Raw genomic sequence first — 26,530 nt, 5'->3', positions numbered from 1 at the left:
TATCCCACCTGACATCATTCAATCTTACAATTTTCATTTTTAAATCATAAAATTATAGCTTATACAGAAAATATATTAAGTAACTTTTATTGAAGTTTTATATTTTAATAATTATGTAATTATAATTATATTTAGAACATTTTAAATTCAATTTATTAATTATAAAATGTTTATTATTATTTATAAAAAAAGGAAAATTCTGACCTAAAAAGATCAAAACTTTCCTTTGCATTAATTATAATTAATATAGAGCTTTTTACTCTCGTGTGTTGATTAGAAATATCTCTAATATTACTCATGAACAATAACAGGGCAGCCTGGGATAATATTATCAAATATTGCCTTTGCCACATAATATGGTAAATTTACGCATCCATGTGAACCACCAGTCTTATATATTTCCCCTCCAAATTCATCTCTCCAACTAGCATCATGAAGACCAATATCATTCTTAATAAAAGGCATCCAAAAGCTAACTGGTGATGCATAATCTTCACCTATTAATACTGAATCTCTTTGTTTCGAATTTAAGTAAAACACTCCTGTTGGTGTTCCATGCCCAGTACTTTCATTACCTGTAACTAGATCACCTTCTACAACAAGATATCCATCTTTATAGAACCATAAATGTTGTTTACCTTTATCAACTTCAACAAAAGTATCACCAACATTACTAAAATAACTGGATATAGAGGTTTGAGTATATATTGGATATTTACTTATAGTTTGTCCGCTCTTTATATTATCTATCAGAGCTTTTGTTTCTTCAGAAGCATTAATCATCCAACTATGGTTATTACCATTATCTCCACCACTAACCTTTATGCTTGTACCAAGTGATGATGCATAAGTATTTGCTATATTATCAACATAGTTTCTAACCATATTTTCATCAATTGTTACATTAAAATTACTATCAACGCCAATCCAATCCTTTATTATTGAACTATCTAAATATTGTGTTAATCCCCCAAAATTATAAGTAATTTTAGAAGCCAAATACCTATTAAGTGTATCCCTAGCGCTAACAACTACTGGGGAGTTTATTTTAAATCTAGGCTCTGAACTTTCGTAACAGTTAGCAGCTTCTAAATTCAATGTTGTATCCCCATTTTGAATCGCTTTTACTATGCTTTTATATAATATATCTTTGTTTATTTTGTTTCCATAAACTTCTTTTGATATTACATAATTATTATTTACTAAGACTAAAGTAGCATTTCCAGATTGAACCACCTTACCATCATCAGAGCAACTTAGTTTATTTATAGAATCCTGTAACAATTTATTATCAAATTTGATACCTGAATCAGTTTTTAAACCAATGTCAGCTCCATTAATTTGTTCCTGAGCTCCTCCTCTTTCCTGTAATATTAATGCATATGTTTCAGGTAACTTTTGTTTTTCATTTGTTGTTTCAGCATATGCACCTATACTATTAATAAGAGAAATAAAAAATACAATGCTCAGACAATAGAAAAAGGTTATCATCTCTTTAGCAATTTTATTAGATCTATTTTGTTTTTCTTCCATAAAAACCCCCTTATATAAGATTCTATTAATATTAAATTTTTGCACATACAAGAAATTTTTATATAAATATTGTAAAGCTGCTATATACATTATTCCCCCTTTAAACGATCTTTGTAAAATATAAAATCTCTTGAATAATATAACATGTTATTAACAATTGTACATTACATATTATACAATATTTTCCATATAATAATCAATTGTCATATAATATTTCTCTTAAGTTAATTACATACTTATGTTAAATAACAAAATCTCAGTTGCTTGTATGGTCAGAAATTTTCTTAATCAGCTGCATTTCTAAGTGTATGTAAGAAAAATTCCCAAGTAAATATATTTTCTATTTTACTCCATTTATACAACTTTCAATTATTAATCAGTCTTTTTCATATTTTATCTGCAAACTTAAATTCATATAAAATAAAAAGGTATGAATTTTTCACCCATACCTTTAACTATCCAATTAGATTAATTTTAGTAGATCTAAAATTTACTTATTCTAGTTGTGTTTGGCATAATGATAAACACTTTAAATATGCATTTTCTAAACACCTAATAGTTTGTCTATTGTATCAACAAGATCACTTACTTCTGGCTTACTTAACTGTGCATTTGCTCCCACTGATTCTCCCTTATGTTTTAATTCTCCCGTAATTAGTGATGAGAATATTACAACAGGAAGCTTTTTCAATGTTTCATTTTCTTTTATTTTTCTTGTCAATGTGAGCCCATCCATCTGAGGCATTTCTATATCTGTAATAAGTAATTGAGCTTCTTCAATAAAGTTTTCACCTTTATTTCTTGCTAATTCTTCGAAGAAATCTAACGCTTGTTTACCGTCATCAAAAATTCTTAAATTCTTAAATCCTGCTTTTGTAAGAGTATCTTTTAATAACCTTCTAATTAAAGCAGAATCATCAGCCATAACTAATTTTATAGATGATCTATCCTTATAATCTACTTGTATAAGTCTATCTTCACTTATTCCAACACTTGGACAAATATCTGTGACTATTTTTTCAAAATCAAGCATAATTAATACTTTTCCATTTAAAAGTATATTTCCAACAGCTAATGAGTTTTCTGATAGATCATCAGGTTTTCTTATTTCATCCCATCTTATACGATGAACTCCAACTATATCATCAATATTAAATGAAACTTTTATTTTATTAAACTCACAAACTATAACCTTTGATCCAAGTTTTCCTGCCGATCTTTTTGTTAATATGTATTTTAAATCAATCAAAGTAAGTATCTCATCTCTGCATAGTATGAGGCCAGCTATCTCTGGCTTAGGATCTGGCAATTTAGTTAAGTTTGAAGGCATCTCTATTACCTCTTTAACTTTTACAACATTAATTGCATAATGATTTCCATTTGCGATAAATTCTATTATTTCTAATTCCCCAGTACCCGATTCTAGTAATATGTTATTGTTCATAATATCTCTCCCCCTTACTTAAAATCTTGTAATTGTAGCATTATTTTGCAAAATATATCCTTTCACTTTTTTATAGTTATCATAGCATTGATCCTATGTTTTATATCGTATTCATAATTATAGCTTATGTATATGTTGAATAAACATATTATTCTATTTATGCCTATACTTTTATTAAATACTTACATCTATTATCGTTGCCATATATAACTTCTTTAATTATATCATTTATGCATGATAATTTGTAATTAAAAAAACTAAAATTCATACTCACTGTGAAAGATACATAAAACTGTTTTACCTTAAAATGATAGAACAGAAACCATTATTTTTTTATCTTTGTCTCATTTGTAGAAGCCTATCTTTCAATTTACCTTCAATTTCTTGTAATTCAGCTTCAGCAGCTTTACGTTTTTCTCTTCCTTCAATTTGTATTCGTAAAACTTCATCAAGCGTTGATATCAACGATTCATTTGTATTCTTTAAAGTCTCAATATCAACAATTCCACGCTCAGATTCTTTAGCTGTCTCAATTGTTGACATCTTTAGTGTTTCTGCATTCTTACGTAACAGCTCATTGGTCATGTTCGTAACTTCATTTTGAACCTTGGCCGCATTGTTTGAATGAGCTACTCCAAGAGCTAATACAATTTGACTCTTCCATAGTGGAATAGTATTAACAAGAGTAGATTGTATTTTTTCTGACATTAATGAATCATTATTTTGAACGAGACGAATTTGAGGTGCCATTTGGAGTGAAATCATTCTAGTTAATTCTAAATCATGTATCTTTTTGTCAAAGCGATTGCAAAGAGCCACAAAATCATTTGTCGCCTGAGCATCTTCTGGAAGTCCACTTATCCTTGCTCTTTCTGCTAACTTAGGCAGCTCATCCTTTTCTAATTTTGAAAGCTTCTTTTTCCCAGCTAATATGTACATAGAAAGTTCTTTAAAATATACCTTATTTATTTCATACATTTTATCAAGCATAGCAATATCTTTCAAAAGCTGTATTTGATGATTTTCTAGAGCACTACAAATTTTATTAATATTCCCTTCAACCTTTTCATACTTTGCTTTCATTTGCGAAATCTTTTCTGCAGATTTCTTAAAAAGACCTAGAAATCCTTTTTTTTCTTCTACAGATTCAAAATTTTTAAGCTCACACACTACATTTGTTAACATTTCCCCGACTTCGCCTAAATCTTTTGTTTTAACGTTATTTAATGCTGTCTCAGAAAAATCTGCAATCTTCTTTTGAGCTCCTACTCCATATTGAAGAATTGAATTTGTATTATTTATATCTATTTTATCTACAAATTCATTAATCATCTTCTTCTCATCTTCTGTTAAATAGCTTTCATCAAAAATTTCTTTCTTCTTACTTTCTTCTACCTTTACATCAGTAACTTCCTCTTCAAAAGGTTCAAATGTTAAACTTGGCATCATATCTATATCTTCCTTAAATCCATCATTCACTTTTAATTCCTCCTTTTAGTTCAAGTCCTATTTTTTGAAATCATCTTTTTTGAGACCTTCTTGAGTAAATAGTGTTTCAAGAACAGAAATATCTGTAGAAATATCTAATGCTATTTCTTCAAATAAATCGTCTAATAACTTTTCAAATGCATTATTTATGGTATCCAAAGTCTTTTCAATTTCATTTTTTGCATTTCTTATATTATCACCCTGAACCGGCTGCTCATTCAATTCTTTATATGCATTAAGAAGCTTTAAAGTCATAGGCAGATAGTGTTTTGCAAATCTATCAACTTCTTGAAGCTTTTTAGGATTCTGCTCAACATACTTAAGTATTTGATTTATAATATTTTGGAGCCTATTTAATTTTTTAGAAATTTCTTCTTTATCTATAGAACTACTTATGTCTCCTATTTGTTTAATATAATCCATTCCCATTTCAATTGTATTCCTTAGTTCCATCTTCACTGGATCATTGAAGTCTTTTTTCAGTTCCTCTTGTTTTTTTAATTCATCTTCATTCCTTTTCTTCAAAGATTCCTGTGAAGTCAAATAATTCTCATAAACTTCATTATTTAACATGAAATAAGTCTGCTTATCATCAATATGTCCTTGTGGAAACATATTTAATTCAATCATTTTTCTTAAATCTTTAACTACAAATTTATTTTTTTTCCTAACAGCCTCAGCTAATTCACTAATGGAGCAATAGCTATTACCTCGTAGCAATTTCACATATTCTTTAAAACGCTTCGCTCTCTTTCTTAAATTTATACCCCTTAAAGTAAAAGCTCCACTCGCCGCAAGAAAAGAAAACAATATTCCTAAGCTAATCAAATTACTCATTAAAAATTCACTCTTAAAAGAAATAAGTATTGAATATGAAATTATTAATATTCCTAATATTCCGCTTAATATAGATCCAAATATTGTATACAATGTTCCTGATATACTTCCAACTGGTCTCTTAGCAATATATTTTTGTATTTTATCTTCAGATTTTGGAACAACATTCGCGATATTTTTATATCTATTTTTTAATTCATCTTTTATCTTTTTATCAAAATACTGTGATTTATCTACAAATTTATTTCTTGTCTCTCTAACAGTTTCTTGAGCTTTATCATCAATATCTTTTTTTATCTTAGCAAAATCTATGACATCGAATGCATTTTTTATTGTATCTCTAATTTGACTTTCTAAATTAGAAAAATCTTTTTTATCCATTCCCCTGCCTCCAAATTATTTTATTAAAACTTAACTTAACATTAATTTATTTGCAACGATATATTGGCTTTATTATATCTTATTCTTGTATCCATTACAATTTGTAACATCTTTATCTCCCTTTAAAATTCTCATTCTAAGACATAAATATCCATAATTTTTTTATTTTGATTTTTATAGAAATGTAAAATCTGCTTCGTAGACTATGTATTTCTAATACCTTTAAAAATTGTTCTCAGATTTCATTATAATTTTCCCCAAAATAAAAAAATCGCAGGCGCTAGAATATAAATTCCTAAAGAATAAAATAAGCCCCGCGATAAATTATCGTGGAGCTCTAGTTTCAATAAAACGCAACCTTAAATTTTTATAATTCCATTAAAATTATATTATATATATTCTAATCCTCTAACTCATCTGAGAATACTCTTTCAATGTGCATCGCAAGGTATCCTATCTCAACTGATTTTATTTTTTTCTTCAATTCCTTACCTAGTTTCATACATATGTCTTCAGCAATTTCAAATGATTTTGGAAATCTTTCACTAATATAATCATTCATATCAAGCTTTATCGTTTCTCCTTTTAACATTCTTGCCGCCATATATTTAATGTGGTTCATAAGACGATTATAGGATAATGATTCGATATCTATTGTCTTTCCTGTACTCTCTTCAATGGATGTAATACATGATCTAACTAACATTGCTACTTGCATTGCTTGTGATACTTTTTCATTTCCTAGGCTTGAATGAATATGAAGTGCTATATAGCCAATCTCATCTTCATTTATTTCAATGCCTTCTATCTCTTTGATAATATCTTTTCCTTTACATGCAACTTCATATTCTTCTGGAAATAAAGCTTTGATGTCTTGTGTTAATGGATTACTAATTTGTTCATTATCTCTTATTCTTTTTACTGCAAATGCAATATGATCTGCAAGTGGGCATAAAATGTTCTCGTCTACTTCATGAAATTTCTTTTCTGCTTCCATAATAATATTATTCGCAATTTCTAAAATCTGAGGCTCTATATTGTTTATTATCTCCTTAGTCAATCCTCTTTCAGTTTCTTGCTGCAAGAGATATATATGTGCATTTTCTGGAGCTTCAATACGTTCATTGACCTTTTTACCAAAACCTATACCTTTTCCGAGCAAGATATACTCTTTATAGTTATCCATATTTATAGCGAGTACACCATTATGATTTAGTGCTTTTATCACTCTAAACATTTTATGCCTCCTCATCCCTTATATATTATTCAAATGCATCAACTGCAATTAAAGCTTCTCCGGCTTTTATATCTCCAGTTTTTAATAGACGCACCTTTTGATTGCTATTCAATGCAGTGCATATGCATGGTGATGCAATAGATGGTGCATTATTTTTTATAAATTCTAAGTCAAAGCTTAATATTTTATCTCCAGCTTGTACTTTATCTCCCTCTTCCACATAAGTTTCAAAGGCTTTTTTATCAAGCTTTACTGTATCTATTCCTATATGAATAAGTAATTCAAGTCCATCAGTTGTTGTTAATCCCAATGCATGTTTTGATGGGAATACAAAACTTATTACTCCATCTGCCGGAGCTATAACATTTCCATCACTTGGGACAACCACAGCTCCATCTCCCATTATCCTGCTCGCAAATACTTCATCTGGTACTTCTGATAAATCTTTTGCTTCACCTGTCAATGGACTATTTAAAATCACTGTACTTATAACTTTTCCTTGAACCTTTTTTTCAATACCTTTTTCAGTATCTTTCTCTGATTCTTTTTTTATTATTGCATAACCAGTATCTTCTTTATCTGGTGCTGTAACTAAGTAATCTTCTAAATTTGATTTTATAACGGTTACTCTTGGCCCATACATTATTTGGACGCCTACGCCTTTGTGAAATATCCCCGATGCTCCAGTTTGTTTTAACAAACCTTCATTCACCAATTCAGAGTTATGTACAGTACAACGCAATCTAGTTACACAGCAATCAACATCAGAAATATTGTTCTTTCCTCCGAGACCTCTGCATATCATGGCCGAAAGTTCGTCTGCGTTTTCATTTTGATCATTTTTCTTTGCTTCTAAATCACTTCTAGTATAAAGCTTAACTTCACCAGAATCTTCACGACCTGGAGTCTTTAAATCAAGCTTCTTAATTAAGAAGGTGAATAATAAATAGTATACTACAAAATATACGATTCCTACAATAACAATCAGTATCCAGCTTGTTTTAGCATTTCCTTGTAAAATACCAAATAAGAATAAATCAATAAATCCACCTGAGAAGGTCATACCTACGCCAACACCTAACATATGCATTAACATATAAGCAAGTCCAGCAAGCACACAGTGAATTCCATATAATACTGGTGCTACAAATAGAAATGTGAATTCAATTGGTTCTGTTATACCAGTGAGCATTGACGTTAATGCTGCTGATAGTAATAATCCACCTACTGCTTTTCTCTTTTCTGGCTTAGCACATTTATACATTGCTAGTGCTGCTCCTGGCAATCCAAATATCATAAGCGGAAATTTACCCGACATAAATCTTGTTGCAGAAACACTAAAGTGTGTTATTCCTGGCGTTCCTAGTTCTGCAAAAAAAATATTTTGAGCACCTTCAATAACTTTGTCTCCTACTTGAGCTGTACCTCCAACGGCTGTTTGCCAGAATGGTAAATAAAATACGTGATGAAGCCCAAAAGGTATTAGTAGCCGTTCCATCAAACCATAAACCCACGTTCCTGCATAACTTGATGCAAGCACTATATTTCCAACTTTGTAAATAGCACCTTGAACTGGAGGCCAAATATAAAACATTAAAATTCCAACTATTAAATAGACAATTGAACATATAATAGGAACAAATCTAGTTCCACCAAAAAACGATAATACTTGTGGTAATTCAATTTTATAATACCTATTATGCAATGCTGCTGTACCAAGCCCTACGATAATCCCACCGAAAACACCCATTTGTAATGAAATTATACCAAGTACTTCAGTTGATGCGCCACTTAAAAGAGCTTCTGTTCCACCATGAATTTTAATCATGGCACCAATTGATGCATGCATTATAAGAAATGCAATTCCTGCTGCTAACGCTGCAACTTCTCTTTCTTTCTTAGACATGCCTATTGCAACCCCTATTGCAAATATTAAAGGCAAATTTTCAAACACAATATTTCCTGCATCATTCATTACTGAAAGAAGTGCATTGACAAATGTGCCAGGTCCAATTAAACCTGTAAGTCCATACGTATCAAGCATTGTTTTATTAGTGAATGACTCACCTATACCTAAAAATAAACCTGCTACTGGTAAAATAGCAATTGGAAGCATAAAAGATCTTCCTACACGTTGCAAAACGCCAAAAACTTTGTCTTTCATAATTCTTCTCCTTCATAGGATTATTTTTGCACATTATGAATGCCTTATTATCTCTTTTGTGTGCAAAAAAACATTAACCAACATAAACATCTTCAATAAATATTTATGTATAGTTAATGCCTACCTACCAGTCACATACTATATCATATTTTTCACTCTAGCATATCTATAACTGCATGTCAATGTTTTCATAAAATATTATCGCGGGCATTTTAATAAAAAAATAAACGGTATTAGTGATTTAACTTTTCTTCATATATATTATATAATATTCTCATAATATATTTTAGGAGGTCGGCTTTCTTATGAATAATATTCTAACTGAAGAAAATATAAAAAAGTTAAGAGAAGAATTAGATTATAGGATGACAGTTAAAAGAGCTGAAATAGCAAAAGAAAAATTAGTAGCTGCTGCTCACGGAGATAGATCGGAAAATGCTGAATATAAAGAGGCTTGCAGAAACTATAGAGAAAATGATAATAGAATCCAGTATCTATTAACTATGATTTCAACTGCAACGGTAATAGATGATGGTAGTATAGATAAATCAATACTAGGAATTAATGGCAAAGCTAGAATTAGGTTTGTCGAAGATGATGATGAGGTTGTTGTAACACTAGTAACAACTATGGATCTGGATCCAGAAAATATGATTATAAGTATTGAATCAGACTTGGGTAAAGCATTATCTGGAAATAAAGCTGGTGACATTGTTGAAGTCAATGCTCCAGGTGAAAAATATTCAGTTGAAATACTCGAAGTACTATAATACCTATTAGATATTAGTTTTAAATATTCATATGATGCATATTTTGAATCCCCCAGCTAAATTGGTGATTAATCAAAATCTTTGCTAAAATATAATCATATAATAGAAAATAATGCATATAACAAAGAAGCTTTTTCTTTGTTATATGCATTATTTTTGCTGATATAATTATGCAAATTTATATTTTCTATTTCTTTGTATAATTCTTTTCTTTAAGTAAAAGATTAATTTTTTCAAGGCGTTTAGTATATAAATCATAATCATCTAGCAAAATTCCCATATAAAGCATATCCACAATAGCTAACTGAGATATGCGTGAAACCATTGTCTCACTATAAAATGTAGTTTCTTCACCACCAGTAAAAAATGTTATGTCTGCATATTCAGAAATAGCTGGTGCTTTAAAATTTGTTAATGCAATAGTTCTTGCTCCAGACTCTTTTGCTATTTTTAAAGCATTTACAGTATCTATTGTGCTTCCTGAATGGGATACACCAATGGCAAGGTCATTACTTGTTAGATGACTTGCACAGATTTGCTGTATATTGCTATCAGAGTATGCTCTGCACTCTAATCCTATACGTAAAAATTTATTTCTAATATCACTAGCAACACTTCCCGAATTCCCCACACCGTAAACATCAATGATATTTGAGCTTCTAATCATTTCTATTGCCTTTTTATATTTATCAATATCAATTATTTTTAAAGTATCTTCTAAAGCCTTTATAGTAAGTCCAATCATTTTTACTGGCACATCTTCTATTTTTTCATCTCTATCAATATGAAGTTCTACTAGTAATTTGGAATCATACTGTTTATCTACAGATTCCCTTCCCCACTCTTTCATTAATGCCATCTTAAATTCACTATATCCACTACAACCTATACTTTTCACAAAACGTATAATTGTTGGCTCACTCACCCCTACTTGACGAGAAAGCTCTGCTAAAGTCATTGTAGAAACAGAATGCCCGTTTAATAATACATAATCGGCTACTTTTTTTTCAGATGATCTCAGTAAATTATACATATTTTTTATTTTATATTCGTAAGACTCAGTATGGTTCAATTCATCCACATCCTTTGTTTTGCAGTTTTCCTTAAATATATATTACACTAATGTAGTAAAACTACCAATTCAATATTTCTTTAATACTATTCTAAGATAATTCTCTTATATTGTAAATAGTTTTACTACATTATATCAATTGACATTGTAGTAAAACTACATTATAATATATTCAAAAGGAGGAATACCTAAATAATATTCAATACTGCATAATTACTACATAAGAATATTAAATACTAAATAGGTGTTATCGAAAATTATGATACCAACAAAAAAAGCTGCCGAAATGACTATAGAGGAATTAGGATCTTACATTGATCAATCAGTGCTAAAGCCAGAATTTACTTTAGATCAAATTAGAAAGTATATTCAAAAAGGTGTAGATTATAAATGCAAAACAGTTTGTGTCTATCCATCCTCAATAAATATTGCTAAAGAGTTAACAGCTGAAACTCAAACTGGGATATGTGTTGTATGTGATTTTCCTTTTGGTACATCAGCAACATCCTCAAAAATTTTACAAGCAGAAGAATGCTGCAAGCAAGGAATTGATGAGCTTGATATAGTTGCAAATTGTGGCTGGACACGAAGTAATTTGTGGCACTCAGTTGAGGCTGATATAAAAGCTGTCGTTGATGTGTGTCATGATTATGATATTCTTGTAAATGCAATTTTTGAAACTGATGCTCTAACATTAGATCAAATAAAAAAATCTACAGAAGTCGCTATTTCAGCTGGTGTTGATTTTATTAAGACATCAACTAATTTTCTAACAGGATTTGCTAGCAAAGGTGCTACCCCTGAAACCATAAAAATAATAATGGATACTGCAAAGGATCGCTGTAAAATTAAGGCCTCAGGTGCCATAAAGACAAGAGAGCACTTTCTAAAATTGATTGATATGGGAATTGATAGAATTGGGATAGGATATAAATCTACTCCTGTTGTTTTAGGTCTTTCATAATGAAAATAATAAATAGCTCGGTTATTATTGAAACTAAAGCTATAACTCATCATAGAAATATATATAAAATAGGAATGTAATGAATAATTTATATACATATTGATCCATCACATTCCTATTTTATATTTTAAAACTAAATTATCTAGATTTCTAGTTGTCATTAATTATAGGGATTTTTACCTTTGTTTTTACCAAGCTCACTCTTCTGCAATTTTAATTGATTTACTGGAATTAAAAACTCAAAATCACTTATTATCAACTTCTTTTACATATTGCCATGTTAACCCTTCATCTTTTGATTCATACAAAGCCTTACATCCCCCATTATAATCTCCATCAGATCCTTGACCTATTAAAACATTAAGGATTCCGTCTTGCTCATAAGGCATATCTGGCAAATCAAAAGGATTATATTTTTCCCCATTATCTAGTATTACTTTTTTCTCTGGAAAACTTACTTTTTTATAAGATACACCGCCATCCTCGGTGCGATATAATTCTCCATTACTACCACCACTATGAGATAAACATAAAAAACCAAGTTTATCATTCAAAAAACTTATTCCAGCTGCCACTCCTGTTTTCCCTGCAAAAGGATCTTCATTTACAATCGTCCATGTATTTCCACCATTAATTGTGCTCTTCAAAGAGTACGATCTGCTTCCAGCTGCAGCTCCGGTCACTTCTAGCCTATAACCAACTTGATCAGACATATAAAATTCATCCTGATTATTTGATTTTTGAGAAATACTTTTATCTTTGTCTTCTTTTAAAGGTGTATGTGTCTTAATGTTATTTAAATCTTCTGTTAAAATATATCTATACGGAGTATATATTTTTTCTTTACCAGGTACGAATACTGAAACAGCATAACCTATTATCTCTGAATAGGCCTTTGAAGCTGCTTTTGTGCTACCTTCTGGATTAATATAAGTAATTCCATCAGTATTATATCCAAAACTTCGGTTACCGTAATAAATAATCCCATATTTATTTTCATTCCATTTGCTCACTGTATCCTTAAGTGGGATAGCTTTCATTGTACCTAGCAATGGCTCTAACAATTTATCTTCATTATAATCAGCATTTACATACCCATTTAAATATATTGTTATTTTATCTGATTTGTCATTATTATAACTTATTAAATAACTTTCTAACTTACCCTTATTATCTTTTCCATAAAGATATGTATCAAAAGACGTAATTGCTCCATCGGAATTAAAATTAAGATTAAAGTTACTTGAAACATACAATTTATCTGGCATATGAATTTCTTTATTAATGTCTGCGAAAATACCTTCTATTCCATTTTCATATATATTGTTATGTTCAAACTTTACTGTCTTTTTGTTTTTTAAATCACTTAAAAACCACGAAAGTTTTCCGTTATAGCTTATTGTATCATTATATATTTTTGCTCCGTAAAATAATGTTGTAGCAGCTATAACTATCATAGCTATATAGATCCATATAGTTTTATAATTTGATTTAAAAATCTTTCTCTCATTCAAGCTCTTCTTTATTATGATTATTTCTTCATTTGTTCTATCTATCATACTTAAAACTAATATATCTCTGTTTCTAAGTGTTATAACAGCATATTTTCTATTTATTCTAAATGACTTTATATCTTGAAAATCTATCTCTAGCCCGTCTTCTTGTAAAACTTTTATATTGCTTTCATTAAACTTATATTTTTCTATAATCTGTTGCGGCACACTTATAGGCTTTTTTACACTTTTTATTATTACATATGTAAGCCACACTGAAATGAATGTTATACATCCAAACAATATAATAGTATTATTATGAAATCTTCCAAACCTAGAAAGCGTATATAACTCATAAAGCGAAATACAATATATAAATACAAATATTGGGTTAGACATCATTGATAAAAATATACTTCTTCTTATAATCTGCCTGTATTTTTTCATTTTAACCTCCTTGCTTTTTATTAGTATATATAAATTATACAGCAAATTCCCAATTATTTGTATTGTTCTACTTTTTATATCTAATTTACAACTGAAATGGTCCATATAAAATCTAATTATTATTTAGATTTATGGTCATTATCACTCACTCCCATATTAATCTACATAAGAAAAATTAAAAATGACCAATGATTTACATTTAAAAATCATTGATCATTTTTATTATACACCTATTAATAATGCTCTTTTACTTTTTACTTTTCGCTTATACTCATACATACGTCTATCAGCTCTCTTTATTAATTCATCAAATTCAATTCCTTCTCTTGGGAAGTTAGCAATACCATAGCTATAACTACAAACAATTTTGTTTCCTTCAAATACTAGTGGGCAGTCTTTAAACTTTCTAATCAGTTCTTCAAGCTTATTAGTTAAACTTACTAAATCTGAATTCAAAAAGATTCCTACAAATTCATCTCCACCAAATCTTCCTATAATATCGCCCTCTCCAGCCAAAGCATTTAAGCCTTTTGAAAATTCCTTAATTAATTCGTCCCCAGCCAAGTGGCCATAGTTATCATTAACAAGTTTTAAATCATTTAAGTCAAAAACTACAAGGAAAAATTCTTCTATATTCTTATCTTCATTATAAATTTCACTGTGAATTAATTGTTCAAACCACGTTCTGTTACATACATTAGTTAATTTATCATATCTAGATAAATATAAAGTTCTCTCATGAAGTTTATGATTAGTAATTGCAACCGAAACTTGATTTCTCATGTATTCCATTAATTCCAAATCTCCTTCATTAAAACAATTATTATAGATACTATCAATATTCAAAAATCCATATAGTTCACCATCTATAATAATAGGCGAACTAATAATAGATTTTATTTTCATTCCCTCTGCCGTATCTAGCATTTTTATATTTTCTATTTTATGAATATCATTGAAAATAGTTGTTGTATCTACATTATTTCTCTCATTAGCCCATGCAAAGTGCTCTTCGTACTTTAATTCAAATGTTTTAATATCCTCTAAGTTATAGCCTTTATCCACAGCTATTTTTAAACTTTTGTCTTTATCTAAAAGCAGCACCGATCCACAACTTCTGCTATCTATACAATTAATGACTTCGTCCAATATTAATTGCAGTAAATTATTAATATTAGATATCTCGTTAATCGAGTACCCTATTTTTAGCATTGATTCTTTTAATTTTAATAATTTACTTATCTTTTCTTTGCTCTTTTTTTGTTCAGTAGTGTCTATTATAACGCCAACTAATCCTTTAACATTATCATCTTCATTTACAACAACTGATTTATTAAAGATTACATCATGATATGTGCCATCTTTATGTGTAAGCCTTTCTTCATAGGCTTGGGATTGCTTTTGACTCATTATATTCTTATCTGAATTACTATAAACTTCAGCTAGTTCCTTTTCGAAAATATTATAAACGGTACTTCCCAAAAATTCTTCTTTACTCATTCCTAAAAATTCTGTAAATGCTGCATTGCAATGATTATATACTCCAAATTCATCCTTAGAATATATAGGATTAGGAATAGCATCAATAAGTGTTTGAAGAAATTTCGCATTATCATATACTTTTTTTCTTTGCACTTCAATCTCAGTAATATCTGTTAAAATTAGTATTTTACCAACTATCTTACCATTATTCTCAGATATATTATTAATATTTATCTTATAATATTTTAGCTTTTCTTCATAACTTATACTCATCAAGCTTTCATTGCTGGAACCATTCTTTATAACATTTAATAATGTTTTATATTTCCTACATACTTCATCAATCTTATGCTCTCCTTTACCTATGTCTCTTAACTCTAAAATAATATTTTTTGCTGAATCATTAAAATTTACTATATTATTTTCGGAATCCAATATTATAACACCTTCTAGCATACTGGAAAATACCTTGTTTAACGCTATTGGGGTAAGCTCCAAAAATTTGAATTTTAATATAGCAAAACTATAAATTATTCCCGAAAAAGAAAGCGTAAATGGAGATAAATCAAGAGTAAATGGTAACAGCTTCAATATATAAATGATATTCGCCCCCCATGGAATTACCCATGCAACTATTATAAGTAAAATTTGTTTTCTAATAATTGCAGCTGATTTTAAATATGCTGCTACCAAAAACACTAACCCTGCAATCATTAGAATGTATGTATAAGCAATATGTATCCAATACCAAGGCCCTTCTATTATCTTTGCTATTGGAAAAACTCCAGTATCATTCATATATAGTTCTTTATAGAATAGATGATGAAAATCATTCGTACAATTCAGAATAAATGTAATTGAAGGTATTATATATAGTAATGCTAAAGTATTCTTTTTAAATTTATCTTTATATCCTGTAAAGTTAAGTGCAAGCATTAACCAAAACACAGCTATAAATGGAATACCTAAGTATTCTATTTTTATCCAGAATTCTACTCCTTCGATGCTTGTACATAATATTTCAAATCCATATCCTAATGCATAAATTGATACAGGAATCAAAGACATTGAAACATATGATTTATCTCTTTTCCATGAAGAATATCCTATATACATTAATGTTAGCGCAGATAATAATAGTATCAAGCAAAAAAAAATGTTTAGCTTCAAAAACATCACCTCATACACTCCATTATACTAAATATATCTTGTAATATTCTACAATTTTATATTTAAAATAAAACATAATGCCACCTAATTCTAAAATTATGGCATATATGTCATTATAAACGTGTTACCAAATTTACACTGGATTATTATGTATCCAAAAATAATCCATTCTCAGAATTTCATAGATTCAGTAACGACTTTTAATCTTATATTAATTTATACTTTTGTGATTATAAGTTTAATTATAAAACACATTAAATATAAATCTAATATGATATATAAATAAAAATGATATCAGCATAAGAAATACTTATTTTTATGTTTCTTGTAATATTAAACTAAAGTTATAAAACACAAATATCCAATCTCTAAAATATCATCTCCAAAACCATCCCTAATGAATTCTATCATAGCATCAGTATTATTACCTATTATTCTTGAAAAAGCTACAGTGTAATTCTTTATGTCTTCCTCATCTATTTTATTTTCCATGCAATATTTTAAGAATAAGGAATACCTTAACAATAAATACTCTAATATAATCATTTGAAATGAAATAATCATCTCTTCTATATCATCACTGATACAATTGCTAAAAATTTTAGATATAATGCAATTTTCAATAAAGCTGCTATATTGTTCAAATAAACTTTTATAATCATTCCATTTAGATGAAAGTTTTTTAATTTTAGCATTTTCCGCGAAATTAGCAATATCTTTTAAAAGAATATTAAAAATAGAAACTTCCTTGTAATTCTCTATGATATCTAAAAATAGATTATTGACTTCCTCAACTGAGTCATTTGTGTTTATCTTTATTCCCTTATACATGTCAATAAGCTCTTTTACATAATTACTATTCTTATACTTTTCTAATTCTTTTAATAAGGCATGTTCTCCAAAATTCTCATTTTCTAAAATAGTCGATAACATTTGAAAGCTAATAATAAGCTTATTTTCTAGCAAGAAATTTTCTTGCTGCAGTATGTTTATGATGGTTTCTCTAACTTTAATTTCTAACGCATTACTTTCTAAATTATTATGACTTTCTGAAGTCATATTTATTTTGCCAGTCTCACTACCTATAACCTCTAATACTTCTGGACAGGAACATGATAATGAAAGCTCTCTTCTATCCTCAAAAATATTCTCTATTCTAGGAAAAATTTGGCATGTTAACGATAAATAATTTTCCCCATGATCTTTTACTATATTGCATAATCCATGGCTGTCTAAAAGCGGACATGCTTCATTTGTTTTCTTATTTATAAAATACTCATCTTTACCTTCATATCTTTTTATTTTTACATTATTTAAAATATTATTAGATTTGTCATTTTTCCAATTATCATATGTATTGTCATCTACACTAATATCCCATCCTTCACAACATGTGAATTTACACTTATCAGCTGTGCACTTAAACTTATCATAGTTTGAAATTTTTAAGGTATCTATTTTATTCATATATATCTCCAGTTTTTTATAATATTAACTTAACATTAACCATTATAGTTTAATTCCTTATCCTTAGTATACTGTTTATATAAAATATTCATATTTATTTCTCACTTTAAACTATTTCCTTTAAATATAACGCTTTTATAAATAAGATGCTCTTACTTTACCATGAAATAAAACTCTAAAAATATAATATAAAAAATCCCCTTCACTATTATATCCTCATGTATAATAGTGAAGAGGTTAATTTTTTAATAATTATTGTTCTATTAACTGCTGATAAAGTACATTTCACATTAATTTCCTGAATTTGCAGTTGTCCCACCTGTCGATGACTTTGTATCCATATTTTTAGTAGTTCCATCTGTAGAAGTTTTCTGATCTATATTCCCATTTGTTCCACTTGTTGATGCCTTTGCATCCGTATTTTCACTTGATGTTCCTGATGGCGACTTTAAGTTTGTGCTTCCATTTGTTCCACCACTTGTTGATGCTTTTGTATCTATATTATTTGGGCTATTTGCATCTGTTGATGTTTTTATATCTGAATTTCCCGATGCTCCACCTGCTTGTGTCTTTGCATCTGGTGTTCCAGTATCTCCATTTTGTGATGTTTTTGCGCCTGAATCTTTATTTGCTTCATTACCTGAAACTTTTACTGGAGAATTTTTACTTTTTCCATTTGTCGGTATTTTTTCATTCGCATTCTTAGTCTGTTCACCTTCTGACTGCGATTCACTCGTTGATTGCTTCTGAACTTCAGTTTTTTCATCTGAAGTTTTTGCATTAGTGGACATCTCTTGAAAATATAATGCTCCTAATGCTCCAATGCTTATAATCAAAATGAGTGATATAATGGCTATTAGCGCCTTTCTATTGTTATATGAGTTTTTATCTCTACCAAATCTCGTACTATTTTCTTTACCACCTATTTTCTTAGCAGTTTGTCCTTTATTTACTGTAGATCTGCGCCCTCTATTAGAAGTTGAAGCTTTATCATCCTTCGTTATATTACAAAGTAAATTCTTTATATTTTTAGGCATGTTAAGTAATGAGGATATTATTCCTCCTTGCTCAATTGATTGTATCTCTTTAAAATTTTCAGGTGATCTAATTGTTACAACAGGCTTTTTATATTCTCCATACTTACTTTCCACATACAATGTAGCTGAAAATTCATCATCTTTACTTAAGAAAGGTATATATACATCTAAAATGTTATCTTCTATTGAAGAATCAAATTTCAAACCTTTCGTTATTTGAGCATCTCCAATTTTCAAATCATTTTGTAACCCTTGTATATTTAAGGTTAACTTATGAATTGTTTTATTTGATATGTTTCTTACCGTAAGAACATATGCACATATTTTTTTGTTGTTTAATTCTAGTGGTACACCTTCTCCTATATTGCATAATATTTTAGGAGCCAGATTTTTATAATACTCTAACAGTAATCCAGATATAAATGATATTATTATAGTTATAATTGCAGTTTCGATAACACTTATCATAGTAATTTTCGCTTCCTTGTTTTTTTAAAATTGTGTAATTAAATTATAGAGTAGGGGGATATTCATGTCAAACTTGAAAATTAATTATAATTTCTCCAATAATTCATATATAGCAGTACAGATTAATCTATAAATCCATTTAAATTACTATTCATAAATATTCTACATATGCTATATTTATGTTTATTATTGACTTTTTGTTATTATTAATAAAGTGCTTTTACTTTTATTTATCTTCTCTAATATCTATGCTATTTGTTTTAGTAGTTCGTTTTCAAAATTACTGTTTGTAAAAAAAGATATTGCAATAAAAACTCTACTGCAATATCTTTTGATATATACTATTTTGCAAAAAGTATTAATTCTTAATTCTTACAAAATAAAGGAAAACTGCGATATTTATTTTGTAAAAGCCTAACAATTGGTACACCAACTATTGTAACAACAACAAACTCGCCAATTGCAACTTCCCCAATTGATAGTACAAGTGGAAATTGATAAATATAGTTAAGCATCCATCCAATTATTACTCCATTAAAAATAGTAGGCCAAAGCGATGCTATTATTAATGATGTTTTCTTATTCTTTACAAACTTTTTCGTAATTGAGACAGCATAAACACTAATAAATGTTGCTACAGTACCAAATATTATATCTGCTAAACCATTAGGTCCAAGAATATTTGCAATAAAACATCCAAGAGTAAGACCTACAATATAAAACGGATCAAAAAATGCTAATAGTACCATTATCTCTGAGACTCTAAATTGTATAGGACCATAGCTTATTGGTGCCAGAACAAGTGTTATAACTGCGTAAAGTGCGGCTATGATAGCTGTTTTAACTAGCCTTTTCACCGTATTATTATTATTCATATAAACTCCTCCATTTTACTAATGATATTTTTAAAGGTAACCTGCTTAATCAACCTTCCCCATAATTTCCGTACTCTCAAAGAACAAAATCTCCACAAATTTTGCTTCAATATAGATTCCTAGAAAATAAAAAAATCGCAGGAAAAATCCTACGATAAATATACTCAACAAAAATAAAAGATTCCATTAACACAAATTAATTTAATCTTTATTATTATCAATTATTTAACCGTAGTTTTATTTTAAGTCAGGAGGCTTTCGAACTGACTATATGTTATTTTTTACTCTTATGATTATATCAAATAGATGAACTCACCACAAGCTATGCATTAGCTTTCCACTATATATTCTATATTAATTTATTAGATTTATTCTAAGTAAATTAATATGAACTTTCAACAAAATCTATATTTTATATTTCTATGATTTTAATAAGAAACATAATATGTCCGACTAAAGTATCAATAATTTCTTCATCATTAGAATTTTCTTAATTAAATTAACGTCAATATTAACTTTTAGTTATGCCATTAAAAGCGCAAGTGACCATATTCCTTATAAAATTCTCATCTACTATATCACCTGTTATTAATAATCTATAAAATAATGGACCAAAAACTAAATCCATAACTAATTCTATATCTAAATCCTCTTTTAGTTCTCCCCTCGAAATACCACGTTCTAGAATATATCTTGAATCAAGTCTACGAGGCTTAAAATATACTGTTCGGTATGTTTCAGCTAATTTTTGATCAGATTGTCCTTCTGCTATTATCTCATTAATTACCTTCCCCTCGCGACTAGTTAGAAAATTTGCTAAGTTATTTACTTGAATTATTATATCATCCATAGTTGATCCTGTATCCGGAACTGGGAGTCTCACAACAGCTGCGTCAAAAAAAGCATCCATAACAACAGCTGCCTTATTGGACCACCATTTATAAATAGTAGCTTTACTAACTCCAGCTTTCTCAGCAATCTTTTCAATTGTAACAGATCCAAAACCACTTTCAAGCAATAAATCATAGGCAGCGGAAAGAATTGCATTTTTAGTTTTCTCGCTACGAGGGCGTCCTAACTTTTTCTCCATATGTAGTTACCTCCATTGTAATTAACTTATAGCCTATACTTAGTAAACTATACGTCTATTATACTATATATATTATACTTATCAATTCTAATTTATCTCTTTTAAACATTTGACTTAATTGTTAGTGATATTATACCTCTTATGCCTTTTTAATAGACTTAAAAATAATTTTTTTATTTCTTCAAAAAACTATTTACAATACTGAACGTTTAGTATAATATATATTCATAAACTAAACGTTCAGTTTTATCAAGTGCCTTATTATTTTATTAAGAATTTTTAAGATATATGGCGGGAATAATATTTATTAATATTCAATTAAAAACAAATAAGTAATAGATCTTATAAATTTCATCAAATTATATGTATTATGAGGAGGAAAAATAAATGAAAGTTGTAGCATTTAACGGAAGTCCAAATAAAGAAGGTAATACTTATCATGGAATAAAATTAGTTACTGATGAACTAGAAAAGGAAGGAATAGAAACAGAAATAATTCATGTGGGGAACAAGTCTATAAGAGGTTGCATTGCTTGCGGATATTGCACAAAAAATAAAAATGGTAAATGTGCCATTGCTACCGATCCAGTTAACGAGTGGATTGAAAAAATGAAAGATGCTGATGGCATAATCTTAGGGTCACCAGTACACTATTCAGCAATTGCCGGAACAATGAAATCATTTTTAGATAGGGCTTTTCGTGTAGCCGAAGCTACTGATAGTATGTTAAGACTTAAAGTAGGCATTGCAGTAGTCGCAGTAAGACGTGCAGGTGGAATTCCAACCTTCGATCAATTGAACAATTATATTAATCATTCTGAAATGATTATTCCTACTTCAAACTATTGGAATGTAATTAACGGAAGAGCCCCAGGTGAAGTAATGCAAGATGAAGAAGGACAACAAATTATGAGAATCCTAGGCAAGAACATGGCCTGGCTTATGAAGCTTATCGAAAATGGTCAAGGAGTTATAAAAACTCCTGAAAGAGAAGAAAAGATTTTTACTAATTTTATTCGATAAACTTTTATCGAATCTAACCTTCATATAATTGTAGCATTGATATTTATAAGAAATTTTTATTACTTGTAAATTAGACCTTTGCTCAATTATATGTATTATATAATTTTAAGGAAGTGATTTATAAATGTATCAATCAACTAATGCTGTATTAAAAACAAATTCATCAATAGATAATACCAATACTAGACCTATATTAACTAAATTACTAATCTTAGTTATGTCAATAGCTTGTGGACTTACAGTAGCAAATCTATATTACATTCAACCGCTTTTAGGAGACATAGCAAAAACTTTTCATGTTGACCAATTAAGTATAGGTTTTGCAGCTATGCTCACACAAATAGGTTATGCAATCGGAATGATATTTATATTGCCTTTAGGAGATATAAAAGAAAAGAGAAACTTAATAGTAATAATGCTTTTATTCTCAGTAATTTCACTTATGAGTATGTTTTTCTCTTCAAATATATATATTCTTACGATCTCTTCTTTTGCCGTTGGGTTTACTTCTATAATCCCTCAACTTATTATTCCTTTGGCAGCACAGCTCTCAAATCCGCAACAAAGAGGACAAACTATTGGCACAATAATGAGCGGTTTATTAATTGGAATATTACTTTCTCGTACAGTTAGTGGCATATTAGGAAGCTACCTTGGCTGGAGAATAGTTTATCTTATTGCAGCAATTATGATGTTTGCTCTCATGCTTATTCTTAGAAAATTAATACCATTATGCAACCCTATTTCCGACATTAAATATTCTGAATTATTAAAATCGATGATACACTTAATAAAAACAGAACCGATCTTAAGAGAATCCTCTCTTAATGGTGCATTAATGTTTTCAGCTTTCAGTGCCTTTTGGACATCCCTTATATTTTTACTTGAAAGTTCTCATTACAATATGGGAGCTGAAGCAGCTGGCTTACTTGGGTTAGTAGGTGTTAGCGGTGCTCTTGCTGCTCCACTGGTTGGAAAAGTAGCTGATAAAAGAGGTTCAAGATTTGCTATAGGCATATGTATAGTCGTGGTTATAGTTTCCTATTTATTATTTTTCCTATTCGGATTCAAAATTTGGGGATTAGTTTTAGGAGTAATTCTTCTAGATTTAGGAGTACAATCTTGTAATGTATCTAATCAGGCAAGAGTACATTCTTTAAATGAAGAAACACGTAATAGACTTAATACTATTTATATGGTTAGCTTTTTTCTTGGTGGGGCGTTTGGATCGTTTTTGGGTTCCTATAGCTATTCTCACTTTGGATGGTATGGGGTATGTACTTTTGGTATAATAACTCAAATCCTTGCGCTTATTATACACAATATTAGCAAAAAAGCATAAAGTTCTATTTTGCATATTTAAATTTTATTTATTAGAATTTTCCTTTTATTCACCTGAGAAATAATCCTGCATTAATATATATGTTGCAATTCACAATGCATATTTATCAATTCACAATTACAGATAAAATTCTTGCAATACTTTTAGAATTATGATGAAGAATTATTTATCAAATATATATATTAATATTATGTGATAACTTATAAAAGGACTTACCTTTATATGGTGAGTCCTACTTTTTAATAATAACATTGTCCGCTGCATTTGCCATCAAGTAACTTATTTTTTATATATTCTTCATAAGTTTCACTTATTTCAGTATTATCTAATATAGCTATGGCCTTTTTTAGGCTTTTTATATCTTTTTCCATATTCTCAATAGAATTTCCTCTTCCGACTACCTTTAAATGAGTAATGCCAGCTTTCTTTAACTTTTTTAACGAGCATAATCCACATCCAGTTTCTCCAATGAAATATGAACCTTCCATTCCCTCTTCGCTTTCACTTCCATATTCATTTTCTGGATCAAATTGATTTTCTATATCGAATTCTTCCTTATCCTTGTCATCTATGGCTTTGTAATAAGACTCAATTCTCTTATCAACTTCGCAAAAACTAATCTCATTTTTATCTATTCTTAATAGTTCATATGGAACTTTACACAAATGTATCATTTCATCACAATGCAGGGAGCTGCAAAAAGCACCAGTATAATGGCATCTTTCATTTAAAATAAATGCTTCATATTCAAGATTTTTTACTTCGTTGCTTCTTATACATGATTTCATATCTTCAATTGTATTTTTCCTATGAAATATGTATCGTGATATATTTAGTTTATTGAAAAATTCGATAGAAAGCCGGTTTAGTTCAGCGCATTCTCCACTTAAATGTATTGAGCACTTTATATTCCTTTCCTTTAAATATAATATAAGCGCAATATCTGCTACAATAAAATCATTAAAGCCAATATTTATCAAATCTTTTATTATGTTAGCTATCATTTCATATTGTTCTTCAAGATAGTATAAATAATTAAAAGTTATATTTACTGGTACTTTATAAAAATCAACCATTTTCTTTAGTATTTTCATGTCCTCAAGTGAACTTATTTGAATGTTATAATAAAGTACTTCTCTCCTATTTAAAGGAAATAAACTACCATATTTTTTATTCCATTCATAAGAAACATATCCACAAAACACTTCATCTGCTCCAGCCTTTACTAATTTTATATAATCATCAATACATCCCATTCCTGCTACTATCTTCATTATGTTTTCCTCCTTTATAGATAAACCTATATGTGCGTTTGTGAAATAGTTACATATCATCGTTAAACTCTACATAAGTATAAGCTCATATTTCAATATCTATAGAAAATTTAAAACAATTCTATCGATTCCGCTATTTATGTAATACTCTAATTCTTTTGGATTTTTAAGCAAAGTATCATCAAATGTGAATAGCGAATTATATCTTCCAACCATTTTTAAATGCTTTGGATAAGAAAATACATAATCGCTACAATACTTTGGGCAGTCAGTAACAAGTTTCTGATTTCCTCTATCCATGGTTGTACACATTGCATATAGTGGACAATATTGAGATGTATTTGTTTGATAGAAAGGAATATGCATACTATGGTGCCCATCTGCAATAGAAATTTTATAACCACAATTTTCATATTCATATCGTTCTATTTTACATTCTTTCAAAAACTTTGTAAAAATTGAACTATTAAGACTGTTTGTTGCTATAAGCTCTTTATTTTCTAAGTACCCTTTCTTGTAAATATATCTTGGATCCTTTTTTCTCTTATTCAATAAAACGCCTAGTGACAGCTTGAAAATATCTATCTTATCTTTAAGCAATTTTAGCATTCCAAAATCATTTACAACAATTTCTATCTTAGTATTATTTTCATTACACCAATTATATGCTGCCTCTATTATATCTTTTGTTTTTTCTATATAACACTCTCTCATATATGTAAAACATAATGTTATCTCGAGGCTGTCTTCTTTGGCTTTCTTCATCATGCCTTTTAACAATTTTATTTCTGGAAATAAGTTATGACAAAATTCATTTCCAATATAAATCCTGTTAATATCTTTCTTAAATAACTCATGCCCCCCTATAAAATTTTCATTTAAGTAATCTATCTTAAATGTTTGGATATCATTATCCATAAACTTTTTATATAATATATCATTATCTAAAGAAACAGCTATCTCCAATGAATCGACGATATTGTCATCCCAATCCCCATAATTTACGCCTAACAGCCACTCTTCTTTCTGTTCTAAATAATCATTATGGAAATCCTCATCTAGCTTTGCCGGATAATTAACCATTTCCTTTGAAAATTCATTGCCATCACCAAAAGCTTTTAACATAATATACTTTGAATACTTTTTAAAAGCACTTCTTACATTATGTGAATATTCTTGTGATTCAATGTTGAAAATATATGTTAAACTAAAATCTTCTTTTCTTTTTTCCACTATATTATAATCTTGTATTATTACCTCTTCATATCTGTTTTCATCGAACTTATGAAATGCAACTTTTATACTGCTTATCTTTTCTATTTCGTCAGCCACACGCACTGTCAATTTTTCAGGAGATATTTTTATTATATGTACTTCTTTGTCATCTAATAAACATGTTATGAGTCCTGCTGGCAATAATTCAACTTCTTCTTTTTCCAAAATTATACCTCCTAAACTTTTTCATATATATC

19 protein-coding genes are annotated in these 26,530 nt (G+C 28.9%); 4 read left to right on the top strand and 15 right to left on the bottom strand.

Annotated elements, in window-relative coordinates; genetic code table 11:
* Positions 1-291: 291 nt before the first annotated feature.
* The 6 genes from F3K33_RS04110 to F3K33_RS04085 all read right to left on the bottom strand — a co-directional run bounded on the left by F3K33_RS04110 (position 292) and on the right by F3K33_RS04085 (position 9,084).
* Complete coding sequence (locus F3K33_RS04110) at positions 292-1,533, bottom strand: L,D-transpeptidase family protein (protein WP_023976689.1); 1,242 nt, start codon at positions 1,531-1,533, stop codon at positions 292-294.
* A 544-nt stretch (positions 1,534-2,077) separates the two neighbouring features.
* Positions 2,078-2,977 carry a chemotaxis protein gene (locus F3K33_RS04105; protein WP_023976690.1) on the bottom strand — a complete coding sequence of 300 codons (900 nt, stop codon included), beginning with the start codon at positions 2,975-2,977 and terminating at the stop codon, positions 2,078-2,080.
* Between the two features lie 333 nt (positions 2,978-3,310).
* Positions 3,311-4,456, bottom strand: a complete 1,146-nt coding sequence (locus F3K33_RS04100; RefSeq protein ID WP_011968098.1) for a toxic anion resistance protein — start codon at positions 4,454-4,456, stop codon at positions 3,311-3,313.
* A 27-nt stretch (positions 4,457-4,483) separates the two neighbouring features.
* A complete protein-coding gene (locus F3K33_RS04095) occupies positions 4,484-5,683 on the bottom strand; it encodes a 5-bromo-4-chloroindolyl phosphate hydrolysis family protein (RefSeq protein ID WP_039772586.1) in 1,200 nt (399 codons plus the stop codon).
* 400 nt (positions 5,684-6,083) lie between these two features.
* On the bottom strand, positions 6,084-6,920 hold the full coding sequence (locus F3K33_RS04090; protein WP_011968096.1) for a PRD domain-containing protein: 837 nt from the start codon (positions 6,918-6,920) through the stop codon (positions 6,084-6,086).
* Between the two features lie 25 nt (positions 6,921-6,945).
* Positions 6,946-9,084 carry a PTS sugar transporter subunit IIABC gene (locus F3K33_RS04085; RefSeq protein WP_039772584.1) on the bottom strand — a complete coding sequence of 713 codons (2,139 nt, stop codon included), beginning with the start codon at positions 9,082-9,084 and terminating at the stop codon, positions 6,946-6,948.
* Positions 9,085-9,389: 305 nt separating this feature from the next.
* Here F3K33_RS04085 and F3K33_RS04080 point away from each other — a divergent pair, with 305 nt between their 5' ends.
* Positions 9,390-9,854, top strand: coding sequence for a GreA/GreB family elongation factor (locus F3K33_RS04080; RefSeq protein WP_039772582.1), 465 nt, complete (start codon positions 9,390-9,392; stop codon positions 9,852-9,854).
* A gap of 187 nt (positions 9,855-10,041) precedes the next feature.
* Here the strand turns inward: F3K33_RS04080 and F3K33_RS04075 are convergent, their stop codons facing one another.
* Positions 10,042-10,935: a MurR/RpiR family transcriptional regulator gene (locus F3K33_RS04075; protein ID WP_236886722.1), complete on the bottom strand. Its 894-nt coding sequence runs from the start codon at positions 10,933-10,935 to the stop codon at positions 10,042-10,044.
* Positions 10,936-11,185: 250 nt separating this feature from the next.
* Between F3K33_RS04075 and deoC the strand changes: the two genes are divergently transcribed.
* Positions 11,186-11,890 carry a deoxyribose-phosphate aldolase gene (deoC, locus tag F3K33_RS04070; RefSeq protein ID WP_011968092.1) on the top strand — a complete coding sequence of 235 codons (705 nt, stop codon included), beginning with the start codon at positions 11,186-11,188 and terminating at the stop codon, positions 11,888-11,890.
* A 245-nt stretch (positions 11,891-12,135) separates the two neighbouring features.
* Here deoC and F3K33_RS04065 read toward each other — a convergent pair whose 3' ends face one another.
* From F3K33_RS04065 to F3K33_RS04040, 6 genes are all read right to left on the bottom strand, one after another.
* Entirely contained in the window at positions 12,136-13,830 is a 1,695-nt protein-coding gene (locus tag F3K33_RS04065; RefSeq protein WP_039772580.1) for a WD40/YVTN/BNR-like repeat-containing protein, read from the bottom strand.
* 222 nt (positions 13,831-14,052) lie between these two features.
* A complete protein-coding gene (locus F3K33_RS04060; protein WP_039772578.1) occupies positions 14,053-16,488 on the bottom strand; it encodes a histidine kinase N-terminal 7TM domain-containing diguanylate cyclase in 2,436 nt (811 codons plus the stop codon).
* A gap of 327 nt (positions 16,489-16,815) precedes the next feature.
* A complete protein-coding gene (fliB, locus tag F3K33_RS04055; RefSeq protein WP_039772575.1) occupies positions 16,816-17,949 on the bottom strand; it encodes a flagellin lysine-N-methylase in 1,134 nt (377 codons plus the stop codon).
* A 290-nt stretch (positions 17,950-18,239) separates the two neighbouring features.
* Entirely contained in the window at positions 18,240-19,454 is a 1,215-nt protein-coding gene (locus tag F3K33_RS04050) for a hypothetical protein (protein WP_039772573.1), read from the bottom strand.
* A 365-nt stretch (positions 19,455-19,819) separates the two neighbouring features.
* Positions 19,820-20,329: a QueT transporter family protein gene (locus F3K33_RS04045; protein WP_039772571.1), complete on the bottom strand. Its 510-nt coding sequence runs from the start codon at positions 20,327-20,329 to the stop codon at positions 19,820-19,822.
* Positions 20,330-20,840: 511 nt separating this feature from the next.
* Positions 20,841-21,419 carry a TetR/AcrR family transcriptional regulator gene (locus tag F3K33_RS04040; RefSeq protein WP_011968085.1) on the bottom strand — a complete coding sequence of 193 codons (579 nt, stop codon included), beginning with the start codon at positions 21,417-21,419 and terminating at the stop codon, positions 20,841-20,843.
* Between the two features lie 387 nt (positions 21,420-21,806).
* On the opposite strand from F3K33_RS04040, the gene F3K33_RS04035 reads away from it, so the two are divergent.
* Together F3K33_RS04035 and F3K33_RS04030 are read left to right on the top strand one after the other, a co-directional pair.
* Positions 21,807-22,442, top strand: coding sequence for a flavodoxin family protein (locus F3K33_RS04035; protein WP_011968084.1), 636 nt, complete (start codon positions 21,807-21,809; stop codon positions 22,440-22,442).
* A gap of 124 nt (positions 22,443-22,566) precedes the next feature.
* Positions 22,567-23,784 carry an MFS transporter gene (locus F3K33_RS04030; protein WP_017209470.1) on the top strand — a complete coding sequence of 406 codons (1,218 nt, stop codon included), beginning with the start codon at positions 22,567-22,569 and terminating at the stop codon, positions 23,782-23,784.
* 239 nt (positions 23,785-24,023) lie between these two features.
* Here the strand turns inward: F3K33_RS04030 and F3K33_RS04025 are convergent, their stop codons facing one another.
* Together F3K33_RS04025 and F3K33_RS04020 are read right to left on the bottom strand one after the other, a co-directional pair.
* Positions 24,024-25,058: a U32 family peptidase gene (locus F3K33_RS04025; protein WP_039772568.1), complete on the bottom strand. Its 1,035-nt coding sequence runs from the start codon at positions 25,056-25,058 to the stop codon at positions 24,024-24,026.
* 99 nt (positions 25,059-25,157) lie between these two features.
* Positions 25,158-26,498: a hypothetical protein gene (locus F3K33_RS04020; RefSeq protein WP_039772566.1), complete on the bottom strand. Its 1,341-nt coding sequence runs from the start codon at positions 26,496-26,498 to the stop codon at positions 25,158-25,160.
* Positions 26,499-26,530: the final 32 nt, after the last annotated feature.

The sequence above is a fragment of the Clostridium beijerinckii genome, from assembly GCF_008705175.1.
GTDB classification, from domain to species: Bacteria; Bacillota; Clostridia; order Clostridiales; family Clostridiaceae; genus Clostridium; species Clostridium beijerinckii.
Note: the sequence above shows the minus strand (reverse complement) of the source record. Positions and strands in the feature narration are given on the sequence as shown.